The organism is Polaromonas sp., assembly GCF_030682935.1.
Classification (GTDB): domain Bacteria; phylum Pseudomonadota; class Gammaproteobacteria; order Burkholderiales; family Burkholderiaceae_C; genus Polaromonas.
Genome location: NZ_JAUXNA010000341.1, coordinates 1 through 12,975, shown reverse-complemented (window position 1 = coordinate 12,975; position 12,975 = coordinate 1). Strand labels below are relative to the sequence as shown.

The window sequence follows — 12,975 nt, the reverse complement described above, 5'->3', positions numbered from 1 at the left end:
CGAGTGATCCGAAGTTTGGCTCGCTCAACCTGGCCGCTGCGGTGCAGCTGATTGCCTACGACTGGCGTGAGGCGCTGGGCGGCTTTGCCGTGCAGGCGGCCACGCCCGAACCCCACTTGGCCGACGCCGCCGCCGTGGCCGGCATGCTCAAGCACTGGGAGGCGGCGCTGACCGACATCGGCTTTCTGGACCCGGCGTCGCCCAAAAAACTCATGCCGCGCCTGAACCAGCTGTTTAACCGCGCGCAGCTCAGCCCCGAAGAAATCCACATCCTGCGCGGCGTGGCCAAGGCCATGTCGCAAAAAGCTTTGCTCGCGGCGGGAAAAACGCACGCTGCAGCGAAACTGCCAGCCGAACAGTAGACTCCCCTCATGTTTTCCCGAATCCGCTCCGACATCCACTGCATTCTTGAACGCGACCCGGCCGCCCGCACGGCCTGGGAAGTGCTGACCTGCTATCCCGGCCTGCATGCGCTGATCCTGTACCGGCGGGCGCACTGGTGCTGGAACCACGGCTTCAAGTGGCTGGGCCGCTTCATTTCGCACCTGGCGCGCTGGATGACGGGCAGTGAAATTCACCCCGGCGCCAAAATTGGCCGGTGCGTGTTTTTTGACCATGCGATGGGCGTGGTGGTGGGCGAAACCGCTGAAATTGGCGACGGTTGCACGATTTACCAGGGCGTGACCCTGGGCGGGACCTCGCTCTACAAGGGCGCCAAGCGCCACCCGACGCTGGGGCGGGGTGTGGTGGTGGGCGCGGGCGCGCAGGTGCTGGGCGGCTTCACGGTGGGCGACGGCGCGCGCATTGGCTCCAATGCCGTGGTGGTCAAGCCGGTGCCTGCGGGCGCCACGGCGGTGGGCAACCCGGCCCGCATCATCCAGGCTGATGCTGATGTGAAGCGCGAGCAGGTCGCCAGCCAGATGGGATTTTCAGCCTATGGCATCACACAAAACGACGATCCGCTGTCGCAGGCGCTGCGCGGCCTGATCGACAACGCGGCCGGGCAGGAGCACCAGATCGCCCTGCTCTGGCAGGCGATTGAAAAGCTGTCCTGCTTGCCCAACAGCAGTACTCATGACTGCGTGCCCAAAGACGCCGCGCTGCTGGAAACCTTTGAGGCTGACAAGCTGAACCAGCTGGTGGGCAAATAAGCCGGCGGCCTGAATTCGGCTGATCGAATCCGGCCGATTCAGCCCCATCGATGCAATTCGACGGTTCTCTCAGGCGGACGGGCGCAGCGCACGCTCCAGAAAATCGGCGGCCTGCAGGCAGGCGCGGTCTGCGCTCGGCCCGCCTATGACCTGCAAACCCATGGGGTAGCCGGTCACGCCCATGGCGCCCGCCACATTCACGCAAGGCAAACCCAGCAGCGTCCAGGCGCGGTTGAAAGTAGAAACCCCCGTGCTGGCGTAACCCGGCGGCGCTTCGTCCTCGGCGCTGGGCGTCATCAGTACATCAAACTGGCCGAACCAGTCCGCACAGGCGCGGCGGGCTTGTGAGGCGCTACGTTGCGCCGCTTCGTAGGCAGGCGCGCTGATGTGGCGCGCGGCGAGCAGGTAGTCACGCAGCACGGCCGACAGGGCCTGCGGGTGCTGGTCCACTTCGCGCGCCAGGGTACGCCAGGCTTCATAGCCCTGGATCACATCGTGCGCCTCGAACACCTGGTTCATCCAGGCCGGCAGGGCGATGCTTCGAACCTCGGCGCCTGCGGCCCGCAAGGCCTGGCTGCCCGCGTCGATGGCCCGCTGGGCGCTCGGCGATACGGCGCCCCAGGGATAGGCGTCGGGCACGCCGACGACCCACGGCCGGGACGGCGACCTGCCCGGCGCGCTATCCAGCGCCAGCGCCTGAGCGCTCACGGCCTGGGCAAACCAGGCCACCTCGCGCACGCTGGCGGCAAACAGGCCCACGGTGTCGAGGGACCACGAAAAGCATTTGAGGCCCGCCGTCGGTAACAGGCCAAAGCTGGGCTTGAAACCGGTGACGCCGCAGTACGACGCCGGTCGAACAATGGAGCCGCCGGTCTGGCTGCCAATTGCAAAAGGCACGAGGCCGGCCGCGACGGCCGCCGCCGATCCGGCGGACGAGCCGCCTGGCGTGCGGCCCGGCGCGTTCGGGTTGCGCGTGACGGTTGGCTGGAGAAAGGCAAACTCGGTGGTACTGGATTTGGCGATCACCAGGCCGCCAGCGCGGCGGATGGCGCTGACCATGGCCGCATCGCTGCGGGCCGCAGCGCCAGCGTACAGCGGGGAGCCATAGCTTGTATGCAGGTCGCAGGTGTCGAAGATGTCCTTGACGGCCACCGGAAGGCCTTGCAGCGGCCCTTCCAGCGCTTTCAGCTGTTCCAGTGCAGTGGGCAGGCTCAGCCGGGCGACAAACGCGCCCAGTGTGCCGTCCAGCGCGTCGATGCGCGCATAGGTTTCAGTGAGCAGGGTGGCCGCATCCAGCGTGCCGGCTGCCAGTTGCGTGGCGGTGGCCAGCGCTGAAACTGGCGTGTTCTTCACGGCGCGGGTACTGCTGCAGTGTCCGGCGTTGCTGGCGCACTCGGCGTGCGGATTGCCGATTTGGGCCGGAACGCCTTGCACACCGCGGGATCGGTTTCCAGGTAGGGCCCGCCTATCAGGTCGATGCAGTAGGGGACGGCGGCAAAGATGCCTGGCAAAACGGATTCGCCCGCCTCGTTTTTCAGGCCTTCCAGCGTTTCCTGGATCGACTTGGGCTGGCCGGGCAGGTTCAGGATCAGGCTTTGGTCACGGATCACGGCGCATTGGCGCGACAGGATGGCGGTGGGCACAAACCGGAGGCTGATCTGCCGCATCTGCTCGCCAAAACCCGGCATTTCCTTGTGCGCCACGGCCCGCGTGGCCTCGGGGGTCACGTCGCGTAGCGCCGGGCCGGTTCCGCCCGTGGTCAGCACCAGCGCGCAGCCGGCATCCACCAGTTCAATCAGCGTGGCGCTGATGCGCGCCTGGTCGTCGGGAATCAGCCGTTCCTCAAAGGTGAGCGGGTTGCGCAGGGCGCGGGTCAGCCAGTCCTTCAGGGCGGGCAGGCCTTTGTCCTCGTACACGCCCGCCGAGGCGCGGTCGCTGACCGACACGATGCCCACCTTGATGGCGTCGCACGGGGCGCTCATGCCTCGGGCTCCTGGGCCATCGCCTGCTTGACCAGCTGAAAAATCTCGCGGTAGGCCTTGCCGTGGCGCGGTGCCTCGCCCGGTTTTTCCGGCTTGGCAATGTCCTTGCGAGCCTGGCGGATCAGCGCACGCAACTGCTGCGAATCGGTGGCGGGGTATTCGGTCAGCCAGGTGCTGAGCGCGTCGTCCGATGCAATCAGCTTGTCGCGCCACTGCTCTGCCAGGTGCAGGGCCAGCGTCAGGTCGGCCGAGCCGTTGGCCTGCTCGTCAATCGCGGCGCGGATCGGCTCCGTATCCAGCGGTCGCATCAGTTTTCCGATGAATTGCATCTGCCGGCGCCGACCTTCGAAGTTGGTGATGCGTTTGGCCTGGGCCAGCGCGTCCAGCAGCTTGTCGGGCAGGTCCAGGCGCGCCATCAGGTCGGCGCGCAGGGTCAGCAGCGCCTCGCCCAGCGCCTGCTTCTCGTCGGCCTCGGCCTTGAGTTGGGTTTTGCTGGGCGGTCCCACTTCTTCGAGTGCAATTTCTTCGGGTTTCACGAAGCGGCCGTTGGACCAGTAGCCTTTGATGGGGCTCTTGATAGCCTTGGTAGTCTTGATGTTCATAGCAGTCAGTATCATAGCGACCCATATGACCCAAAAATCACCTGCCCGTTCAGTCAAGAATTCTTCTCGCGCAAAGACCCCTCAGCCCGAGGCGGGTTTCAGTTACCACCGCGACTTTTTTGAGGGGCTGGTCGATAAAGCGCTGGCCCACGCCAAAAAGCTCGGTGCCAGCAATGCCGCGGCCGAAGCGTCCGAGGGCTGCGGCCTGTCGGTCAGCGTGCGCAAGGGTGAACTTGAGACCGTCGAGCGCAACCGCGACAAGTCGCTGGGTGTGACGGTCTACATCGGCAAAAAGCGCGGCAACGCGGCGACCAGCGATTTCTCCAAGTCAGCGATTGAGCAAACCGTGAAGGCGGCCTACGACATTGCGCGCTTCACGGCGGAAGACGAGACTTCCGGTTTGCCCGACGACCGCGACATCGCCCGTGAGCACCCGGCACTGGACCTGTTCCACCCCTGGGCCATCACCTCGGAAGAGGCGGCCCAGCTGGCCCTGCAGTGCGAAGCCGCTGCCATGGGCACCAGCCGCCTGATCACCAACAGCGAAGGGGCGGGCGTGTCGGCCCAGCAAAGCCATTTTTTCAGCGCCCACACCCAAGGCTTTCGCGGCGGCTATGCGGCCTCGCGTCACAGCATTTCCGTGGCGCCCATCGCCGGCAAGGGCAGCCAGATGCAGCGCGATGCCTGGTACAGCTCCATGCGCGACGCTGCTGACCTGGCGTGTCCTGAAGTGGTCGGCCGCTATGCCGCCGAGCGCGCCCTGGCGCGCCTGAAAAGCCGGAAAATTCCGACCACGGAGTGCCCGGTGCTGTTTGAGTCGCCGCTGGCATCAGGCCTGCTGGGGGGCTTTGTGCAGGCCGTCAGTGGCGGTGCGCTGTACCGAAAAAGCACGTTTTTGCTCAATAGCCTGGGCAAACAGGCTTTTCGCAAGCACATTGACATCTTTGAAGACCCGCACCTGCTCAAAGGCAAGGGCAGCGCGCCGTTTGATGAAGAAGGCGTGAAAACCAGTGCGCGCAAGGTGGTCGACGCGGGACGGGTGGAGGGCTATTTCCTGAGCACCTATTCAGCCCGCAAGCTGGGCATGCGCACCACGGGCAATGCCGGAGGTTCCCACAACCTGACGCTGACCAGCCGGCATACGCGCGCCGGCGACGACCTGGACGCCATGCTGCGCAAGCTGGGCCGGGGGCTGTTTGTGACGGAGCTGATGGGGCAGGGCGTGAACTACGTGACGGGCGACTACTCGCGCGGCGCCTCCGGCTTCTGGGTAGAAAACGGCCAGATCGCGTTCCCGGTTGAGGAAATCACCATTGCCGGCAACCTCAAGGACATGCTCATGGGCATCGAGGCCGTGGGTGCCGATGCCTACAACTACGGCTCCAAGACTGTGGGCTCGATGCTGGTCAACCGTATGAAGGTGGCCGGGAGTTAAGGCCCCCACGGTCGCTCACTTCGTGTAGCTTCCTGCCCCCCGAGGGGGTTGCTGCGCCTGCGGCCCGGCGAAGCCGGTTCCGCGGCCCCTGCTGGTGGGGAGGTAGCCTATGTCTGGTCAGCCCGCCAGCGCGGCCTTCACCGCCGCTGAGACCTGGCCCATGTCGGCCTTGCCCGCCAGCTGGGCTTTCACGGCACCCATCAGCTTGCCCATGTCGGCCGGGCCTACCGCGCGGCCCAGTTCAGCAGCCAGTGCGGCGGCAATGGCTTGTACCGCTGCCGTGACTTCTTCGGCGCTCAGGCGGGCGGGCAGGTAGGCCTGCAGCACCAGCAACTCGGCCGCTTCCTTGTCGGCCAGGTCTTTACGCTCGGCTTTCACAAAGGCCTCAATCGAATCCTTGCGCTGCTTGATCAGCTTGTCGACGATGGCGACCACGGCCACATCGTCGAGCACCACGCGTTCATCGACCTCTTTTTGCTTGATCGCGGCCAGCAGCAGGCGGATGGTGCCCAGGCGCTCGCTGTCTTTGGCGCGCATGGCGTTCTTCATGTCTTCGGTGATTTGGTCTTTGAGTGACATTGCAGGCTCCTGAAAGGGCTACTTGGATTTGTGGATGGGCTGAAAAATGAAAAAGCCCGCAGAGCGTCCTCTTGCGGGCTTGTGAGCTGCCTGCCAGAAGGCAAGGGAAGCTGGTACCGATTAGTACAATTTCTTGGGCAACTGCATGGCGCGGATGCGCTTGTAGTTGCGCTTGACGGCGGCTGCCTTCTTGCGCTTGCGCTCGGCCGTTGGTTTTTCATAAAACTCACGGGCACGCAGGTCGGTCAGCAGGCCGAGTTTTTCAATCGTGCGTTTGAAGCGGCGCAGCGCGACGTCGAAGGGTTCGTTATCTTTTACGCGAATGGTGGTCATTGATGAGTTGATCCGAAATATGCACTGTGAGTGATCTGATCAGGATCAGGTCTGGTGCGGGTTTGCTAGCAAAGCCTAAGATTATAGCAGTCCATAAGATGGCACTTGACATGGATCATACAGGCCGTTCAAAATGCCGCGCCGCCAGCGCCTGCGCGCAGGCAAAGCCCGAGGCCCAGGCCCACTGAAAGTTGTAGCCGCCCAGCCAGCCCGTGACATCGACCACTTCGCCGATGAAGTACAGACCCGGCTGCTTCGATTCCATGGTTTGTGAGGACAAGTCCCGGGTATCGACGCCGCCCACGGTGACCTCGGCTTTTTTGTAGCCCTCCGAACCGGTGGGCGTGAGTTCCCAGCCGGCCAGGCGCTGCGCCAGGCCCAGCAGGGCCTTGTCGGTGGCGTCGCTGATGGGGCGCTGAAGGGCCGGGTCCTGGCTGACCCAGGCGTCGGCCAGGCGGCTGGGCACCAGGCTGGCCAGTTCGTTGGCGATCAGCTTTTTCGACGTGGCCTTGGCGCGCAGCAGCAGGGCGGGCAAATCCACGCCCGGCGCCAGATTGATGCGGATCGGCTGGCCTTCGCGCCAGAAGCTGGAAATCTGCAGCACCGCCGGGCCGCTCAAGCCCCGGTGCGTGAACAGCAGGTCTTCCGAAAACACCACGGCTTTTTTTCGCTGCTTGGCGCTGGCGTCCGCAGGCGTGCTTTCAATCTGCACCGGCAGCGCCAGGCCGCTCAATTGGGCATAAGGCGCCCAGGCCTGGCCGTCAAAGGTCAGCGGCACCAGCGCGGCTCGCGGGGCCACCAGGCGCAGGCCGAACTGCTGGGCGATGCGGTAGCCAAAATCGGTGGCGCCGATTTTCGGAATCGACAGCCCGCCGGTGGCTATCACCACCTGGCGCGCTTCAATCAGGCCCCGGTCGCTCTCGATTTGGTAGCTGTCAATGCCCGCTGGTTCAGGACCAACGATGCTTTTGATGCTGCAGGGCTGCCAGCGCGTGACGTCCCCCTTGGCGCACTCGGCCAGCAGCAAGTTGATGATGTCTTCGGCCGAGCGGTCGCAAAAAAGCTGGCCCTTGTGCTTTTCGTGAAACGGAACGTCGTAGCGCTGCAGCAGTTCAATGAAGTCTTGCGGTGTGTAGCGGGACAGGGCAGACCGGCAAAAGTGCGGGTTCTCGCTCAGGAAGTTGGCCGGGCCCACATCACGGTTGGTGAAATTGCAGCGGCCACCGCCCGAGATACGGATTTTCTCGGCCACCTTCTCGCTGTGATCCAGCAGCAGCACCTTCAGGCCCAACTGGCCTGCCTGGCCCGCGCAAAACAGGCCGGCGGCGCCCGCGCCTACCACCACTACATCAAATTTATGCGTCAAATCAGCCTCTGGTCCATACAAGACGGGCGTTAGCAGCTATAAAAAGCATAGTGCTTTGGCCGAGGCCCGGGAGCCGCGTCTTTTTGAACGTGGAAGTGTAGCTGCGCGCCGTTCAGGCGGCGCGAACCGACGCCGGGTGCGCGGCGGCCAGCGCCAGGCTGCCGATCACGTCGCCGACCACGATGATGGACGGGCTGACCAGGCCGCCTGCCTGAATCGCGTCGGCCAGCGCGCCCAGCGTGGTCGTGATGTGGCGCTGGTTCGGCAGGGTGGCATTCTGGATCACGGCCACCGGGGTGCTGGCCGGCAGGCCGGTCAGCAGCTCGGTCTGGATGCGCCCGGCACCGCTGACACCCATGTAGATCACCAGCGTGAGCCGGGCGCTGTGGGCGGTGGCGGCCAGCGCGGGCCAGTCGGTGCCGGCGTCGCCGGGCTTGGCGTGGCCGGTGACAAACACCACGCCATGGGCATGCGCGCGGTGCGTCAGCGGCACGCCCAGCGAGGTCACGGCGGCCAGACCCGCGGTGATGCCGTTGATGACTTCCACCTCAATGCCGGCGGCCCGCAAGTGCTCGACTTCCTCGCCGCCACGGCCAAAAATGAAGGGGTCGCCGCCCTTGAGCCGCACCACGTTTTCACCTTCCCGGGCGGCCATGACCATGAGCTTTTCAATGAAGGCCTGCGGCGTGGACTTGCAGCCGCCGCGCTTGCCGACATGCACCACGCGGGCGCCCGGCGCGGCAAACGCCACGATCTCGTCGCTGACCAGGTCGTCGACAAACAGCACGGTGGCGCGCTGGATCGCCTTGAGCGCCTTGAGGGTGAGCAGTTCCGGATCGCCGGGGCCCGCGCCCACCAGTGTGCATGTTCCGTTCGTTCCGAGGGTGACTTTGCCGTTGTTCATAATTCCGAGACCAGACGCAAGATATGTTCCACCTGCCGCGCAATCGAAGCGGGCACGGGCCGCTCGCCTGCCATGACGGACCGAATATAGGCCGCCGTGCCGGCTGCGTCCACCGATTGGGGTAGATCCGGCAGCGAGGCCAGGGTTCCGCTCTGGGATTCCTGCAGCAGCCGCCGCTGCCCGTTCACGAAGGCTTCCATTTTGGGCATGCGGCGCGCGTCGGCTACCACTTCGCCTTCGGTGCCGCGCAGCAGCAGCGCATTGGCGTGGATCAGCTCAAAGGTCTGCGCCATGGACAGTGCGTATTCCGGATGGGTGTAGCTGCTGAGCACCAGGCTTTTACCCTGGCAGGGGTTCATGATCTTGACCAGGCTGTGCGCCGGATTGCGCAGACCGACCACGCGCCGCACATCGAGCAGGCGCTTCAGGGCGGGGCACAGCAGTTCGGTAGGCACAAAGGCGACCTCGCCGGGTGCTATTGAGTTAATAGCTGTCTGCGCAGGTATGGAAAGGGCTAGCAGCACTTCTGACACAAAAAGCCGGGTGGATTCGGTAGGCGTGCCATGGATCAGCACCGGCAGCCCTTCGCGCGCCAGCAGCAGCGCCAGCATCGGCGTGAGCAGCGGCAGTTTGCGGGCGCCGTTGTAGCTGGGAAGCACCACGATGGGGCGGACGCTGGCGGGCAGGAGGTTCATGCGCTGATGCACAGCGTCCAGAAAGCCCGCCATCTCTTCGGGCGTTTCGCCCTTGATGCGCATGGCCAGGCAAAAAGCACCCACTTCCAGGTCGGTCACAGTGCCGTCCAGCACCTGGCCCAGCAAGTCGGCCGCCTGCGCGCGCGACAGGGCGCGTGCGCCGTCTTTGCCGCGCCCGATTTCCTTGATGTACTGGTTGATGCTCATTTTGGTGATTGTCCGCGAATGCAGATAACTTGTTGTTATGAGCTTAAGCCAGCTGCTGGATAGGAATGACGGTGCGCGGCGGCACCACTTGCGCTGCCCCGGCGCCGTGCGCGGAACGCACCCTGCGTTTGAGCTCGGGCACGCAGGAGCCGCATTGGGTGCCGCATTTCAGGGCTTGCTGCAGCGATGCCAGCGCCTCATCCTCGCTGCCTTGGGTAAGTGCCTGCAGGTGGTCGTCGATCGCCCGGTCGGTGACGTTGAGGCAGCTGCATACGACCGTGCCGCGCGACTGCACCGCCACCGGCGGTTTGGCGCCCGGCAACAGCAGCAGGCGGCCGTAAGCCTGCGCGGGAAGGGTGTCCTTCAAGAGCGTGCTGATCCAGGTCTGCGCACGGGTGTCGCCCGCGAGCAGGAAGCCGGCCAGTTCCGTTTGCTCGCCCGCCCGCACCAGCCGGGCCGTGCGGCGCTGGCCCTTTTTCTTGTCGGCGTAGCGCAGCGTGTCCACACCGCCCAGGCCCAGGATGAGCTCCAGTGTGGCCAGGATGTCATCGGCCGGCGCTTCATGGCCCGCCGCACGAAACAGCACGCCCGTGCGCTCGCCGCAGCGGTCGGCCAGCGGGGTGTTGTTTGAAAACGGCACGCAGCTGGCAAAAGGAAACGCCGCCATCAGCGGTTTGAGCTGTTCGCGGGCGGCCAGCGCCTCGCCCTCGGGCAGCCAGGCCATGGCCAGCAGCGACCAGGGCAGTTCGGTCTTGAGGATCTTGACCGCCGCGTGCTTGAGTTCGGGTTGTTTCGAGCTGGGGCAAAAGGCTGAGGTGGTCAGCGCGTTGACGCCCGCCAGGGGCGCGCCGCTGCTGGACTGGCCGCTTAAATATTCGCCACCCCAGTGCATGGCCATGAAGGCCTGGCTAATGCCGACCTCCGGCGAGGCCTGTAAGGGCACCACGATGGAGCCGCGCTAGGACGTGACATGCACCAGGTCACCCTCTTTGAGCAGGCGCCGCGCCATGTCCTGTGCATTCATCTGGAGCGCGGGCTCGGCCACATGGCCAAACAGCCGCCCCAGCGTGCCGGTGCGGCTCATGCCGTGCCACTGGTCGCGCAGGCGGCCGGTGGTCAGCGAAAACGGAAAGCGCGGTTCGCGCGGTTCGGCCACCGGTCGGTACACGGTGTTGACGAAACGCGCCTTGCCATCTGGCGTCGGGAAAATGCCGTCTTCATAGAGCCTGACCTTTCCGGCGGCGTCGCCTTCTTTCAGCGGCCATTGCTGCGGCGCTTCTTCCAGCAGGGCGTAGCTCATGCCGGTGATGTCCAGGTCGCGGCCGCGCGTGGACTCGCGGTGTTCATTCCAGACGGCTTCGGCGGTGGGGTAGTTGAACAGGCTTTTTACCGGCGCTTCCGTCTTGGACCTTCCCCCAAAGGGGGGAAGGCGTAAACCGGGGCCGGGGAGCAAAGCCTCCAGCCGCTGCGCAAACGCCACGGCAATCGACCAGTCGTGGCGCGTTTCGCCGGGCGCGGCCACCGCCGGCCGCACGCGGCTGATGCGGCGTTCGCTGTTGCTCACGGTGCCGGTTTTTTCACCCCAGGTGGTGGCGGGCAGCAGCAGGTCGGCGTAGTCGCACGTGGCCGTGGTGGCAAACGCTTCCTGCACGATGACCAGCTCGGCGCGTTCGAGTGCGCGGCGCACCAATGCCTGGTCGGGCATGGACTGGGCCGGGTTGGTGCATGCAATCCAGAGCGCCTTGATCTCGCCGTCGGCAGCGGCCTGGAACATTTCAACGGCGGTTTTACCCGGCTTTTCAGGCACGCTGGGCACGCCCCAGAGCGCGGCAACTTCTGCGCGGTGTTCCGGGTTGGCCAGGTCGCGGTGCGCGCTCAGCAGGTTGGCCATGCCGCCGACTTCGCGCCCGCCCATGGCGTTGGGCTGGCCGGTCAGTGAAAACGGCCCGGCGCCCGGTTTGCCGATCTGCGCGGTGGCCAGGTGCAGGTTGATCAGCGCGGCGTTTTTGGCGGTGCCGCTGCTCGACTGGTTCAGGCCCTGGCAGTACAGGCTCAGGGTCGCGGCCGAGGTGGCAAACAGCCGGGCGGCGGTCAGCAGGTCTTCTTTTTTAATCCCGCAGGTGTCGGCCACCAGCTCGGGCGTGTAGTCGCGCACGGTGGTTTTCAGGGCCTCAAAACCGCTGGTGTGGGCGGCAATATAGGCGGTATCCAGCCAGCCTTCCCACAGCATGATGTGCAGCATGCCGTTGAACAGCGACACATCGGTGCCGGGCAAAATCGGCAGGTAGAGGTCGGCGATCTCGGCGGTGTCGGTGCGGCGCGGGTCGCAAAAAATGATCTTGAGCGCGGGGTTGGCGGCCTTGGCGTCTTCAATGCGCCTGAAAAGTATCGGGTGCGCGGTGGCTGTGTTGCTGCCGACAATGAAGATGCACTGCGCATGCTTCACGTCGTCGTAGCAGGTCGGCGGTGCGTCGGCGCCCAGCGTCTGCTTGTAGCCCGCCACGGCGCTGCTCATGCACAGGCGCGAGTTGCTGTCGATGTTGTTGGTGCCGATCAGGCCCTTGGCCAGCTTGTTGAAGACGTAATAGTCTTCGGTCAGCAGCTGGCCCGAAATGTAAAAACCCACGGCATCGGGCCCATGCGTCCGGATGATGCGGGCAAAGCTGTCGCTGGCAAAACCCAGTGCGCTGTCCCAGCTGACACGCTGCGCTGCATCGCGGCGGCGCAGGCGCTGCATCGGGTGCAGCAGCCGGGTTTGCTGCGTGACAGCGCTGGACGCGCTCAGGGCCAGCGTGGCGCCCTTGGTGCACAGGCGCCCGAAGTTGGCCGGGTGATCCGGGTCGCCCCTGACGCCGGTGATCTGGTCAGCCTGCGATTGAATGATCACGCCGCAGCCGACGCCGCAATAAGGGCAGGTGGATCGGGTTTCAGTCATGGGGGCTCCAGTGGGCGAGGGTACTTTCACGCGCTGTGCGGCGCCGGCCCGGCGACCACGGCCTGCTGGTCAAGCGCCAGCGTGGCCAGCTCGGCGGCGTCCAGATGCACCACGCCGCCTTCCACATGCACGCTGAACTTTTGCGTGCAACCTTCGTCAGGCGCCCTGGCGCAGCCGTCGGCCAGGCCTATGGTCCAGTTGTGCAGCGGGCAGGCCACGCTGGTGCCAAACACAATGCCCTGGCTCAGCGGGCCGCCTTTGTGCGGGCAGCGGTCCAGCAGCGCAAACACGCCGTCCTGGTCGTTGCGGAAAACGGCAACGTCGATGCCCTGCGGGCGTGCCACCCGGCGTGCGCCCAGCACCGGGATGTCGGTGAGCAGACAGATTTTTTTCCATTCGGACATGGTGTTTCTCCTGAAATTTCAGACCGGATTCAAAGGGCAGCGAGTTTTTCAAACTGGCGGGTGTCCACTTCCGCTTCCTTGAAGTCGAACCACGGATCGGGCTCGCCGTCGAGCGCAAACTGCAGCCGCTCCCACAACGCCTTGCGGCCTTCATGGTCTTCCAGGATTTTTTTCTTCACGTAGTCGAGGCCCACGCGGTTGACGAAGTGCACGGTGCGCTCCAGGTACCAGCCTTCCTGGCGGTACAGTTCGCAGAACGCGCCCGTGTACTCCAGCACTTCGGCCGCCGTTTTGACTTTCACAAAGAAGTGCGCCACCTCGGTCTTGATGCCGCCGTTGCCGGCCACGTACATCTCCCAGCCCGAGTCCACGCCGATGATGC

Annotated in this window: 11 protein-coding genes and 3 pseudogenes; 3 read left to right on the top strand and 11 right to left on the bottom strand. The window is 65.0% G+C overall.

What is annotated here, in order from left to right:
* Both Q8K05_RS15760 and cysE read left to right on the top strand, forming a co-directional pair.
* Positions 1–362, top strand: a pseudogene (locus Q8K05_RS15760) (RNA methyltransferase); the annotation flags it as partial.
* A 9-nt stretch (positions 363–371) separates the two neighbouring features.
* On the top strand, positions 372–1,151 hold the full coding sequence (gene cysE, locus Q8K05_RS15755; protein WP_305247564.1) for a serine O-acetyltransferase: 780 nt from the start codon (positions 372–374) through the stop codon (positions 1,149–1,151).
* A 69-nt stretch (positions 1,152–1,220) separates the two neighbouring features.
* Here the strand turns inward: cysE and Q8K05_RS15750 are convergent, their stop codons facing one another.
* Genes Q8K05_RS15750 through yjgA form a run of 3 tightly spaced genes read right to left on the bottom strand, consistent with a single transcriptional unit; the run spans position 1,221 to position 3,735 of the window.
* Positions 1,221–2,504, bottom strand: coding sequence for an amidase (locus Q8K05_RS15750; RefSeq protein ID WP_305247563.1), 1,284 nt, complete (start codon positions 2,502–2,504; stop codon positions 1,221–1,223).
* Complete coding sequence (gene mog / locus Q8K05_RS15745; RefSeq protein ID WP_305247562.1) at positions 2,501–3,133, bottom strand: molybdopterin adenylyltransferase; 633 nt, start codon at positions 3,131–3,133, stop codon at positions 2,501–2,503. The genes Q8K05_RS15750 and mog overlap by 4 nt, the downstream gene beginning before the upstream one ends.
* Entirely contained in the window at positions 3,130–3,735 is a 606-nt protein-coding gene (gene yjgA / locus Q8K05_RS15740; RefSeq protein ID WP_305247561.1) for a ribosome biogenesis factor YjgA, read from the bottom strand. The genes mog and yjgA overlap by 4 nt, the downstream gene beginning before the upstream one ends.
* Before the next feature lie 25 nt (positions 3,736–3,760).
* Here yjgA and pmbA point away from each other — a divergent pair, with 25 nt between their 5' ends.
* Positions 3,761–5,170, top strand: coding sequence for a metalloprotease PmbA (gene pmbA / locus Q8K05_RS15735; RefSeq protein ID WP_305247560.1), 1,410 nt, complete (start codon positions 3,761–3,763; stop codon positions 5,168–5,170).
* A 117-nt stretch (positions 5,171–5,287) separates the two neighbouring features.
* On the opposite strand, the gene Q8K05_RS15730 is transcribed toward pmbA, so the two are convergent.
* The 8 genes and pseudogenes from Q8K05_RS15730 to Q8K05_RS15695 all read right to left on the bottom strand — a co-directional run.
* Positions 5,288–5,749 (bottom strand): GatB/YqeY domain-containing protein, encoded by a 462-nt coding sequence (locus Q8K05_RS15730; protein ID WP_305247559.1) that lies wholly within the window; start codon positions 5,747–5,749, stop codon positions 5,288–5,290.
* 120 nt (positions 5,750–5,869) lie between these two features.
* Positions 5,870–6,082, bottom strand: coding sequence for a 30S ribosomal protein S21 (rpsU, locus tag Q8K05_RS15725; protein ID WP_011484193.1), 213 nt, complete (start codon positions 6,080–6,082; stop codon positions 5,870–5,872).
* A 115-nt stretch (positions 6,083–6,197) separates the two neighbouring features.
* Entirely contained in the window at positions 6,198–7,448 is a 1,251-nt protein-coding gene (locus Q8K05_RS15720) for an NAD(P)/FAD-dependent oxidoreductase (protein WP_305247558.1), read from the bottom strand.
* Positions 7,449–7,560: 112 nt separating this feature from the next.
* Positions 7,561–8,352 carry a uroporphyrinogen-III C-methyltransferase gene (gene cobA, locus Q8K05_RS15715; RefSeq protein ID WP_305247557.1) on the bottom strand — a complete coding sequence of 264 codons (792 nt, stop codon included), beginning with the start codon at positions 8,350–8,352 and terminating at the stop codon, positions 7,561–7,563.
* On the bottom strand, positions 8,349–9,254 hold the full coding sequence (ybiB, locus tag Q8K05_RS15710; RefSeq protein ID WP_305247556.1) for a DNA-binding protein YbiB: 906 nt from the start codon (positions 9,252–9,254) through the stop codon (positions 8,349–8,351). The genes cobA and ybiB overlap by 4 nt, the downstream gene beginning before the upstream one ends.
* Before the next feature lie 43 nt (positions 9,255–9,297).
* A pseudogene (locus tag Q8K05_RS15705) lies at positions 9,298–12,189 on the bottom strand (molybdopterin-dependent oxidoreductase).
* Between the two features lie 26 nt (positions 12,190–12,215).
* Entirely contained in the window at positions 12,216–12,593 is a 378-nt protein-coding gene (gene nirD, locus Q8K05_RS15700) for a nitrite reductase small subunit NirD (protein WP_305247555.1), read from the bottom strand.
* Positions 12,594–12,622: 29 nt separating this feature from the next.
* Positions 12,623–12,975 (bottom strand): annotated as a pseudogene (locus Q8K05_RS15695) (nitrite reductase large subunit); the annotation flags it as partial.

Bases quoted from the DNA above. Each gene is read 5' to 3' on its own strand.
- cysE (WP_305247564.1), top strand. From the start codon at position 372: ATGTTTTCCCGAATCCGCTCCGACATCCACTGCATTCTTGAACGCGAC.
- mog (WP_305247562.1), bottom strand. From the start codon at position 3,133: ATGAGCGCCCCGTGCGACGCCATCAAGGTGGGCATCGTGTCGGTCAGC.
- yjgA (WP_305247561.1), bottom strand. From the start codon at position 3,735: ATGAACATCAAGACTACCAAGGCTATCAAGAGCCCCATCAAAGGCTAC.
- pmbA (WP_305247560.1), top strand. From the start codon at position 3,761: ATGACCCAAAAATCACCTGCCCGTTCAGTCAAGAATTCTTCTCGCGCA.
- Q8K05_RS15730 (WP_305247559.1), bottom strand. From the start codon at position 5,749: ATGTCACTCAAAGACCAAATCACCGAAGACATGAAGAACGCCATGCGC.
- rpsU (WP_011484193.1), bottom strand. From the start codon at position 6,082: ATGACCACCATTCGCGTAAAAGATAACGAACCCTTCGACGTCGCGCTG.
- cobA (WP_305247557.1), bottom strand. From the start codon at position 8,352: ATGAACAACGGCAAAGTCACCCTCGGAACGAACGGAACATGCACACTG.
- ybiB (WP_305247556.1), bottom strand. From the start codon at position 9,254: ATGAGCATCAACCAGTACATCAAGGAAATCGGGCGCGGCAAAGACGGC.
- nirD (WP_305247555.1), bottom strand. From the start codon at position 12,593: ATGTCCGAATGGAAAAAAATCTGTCTGCTCACCGACATCCCGGTGCTG.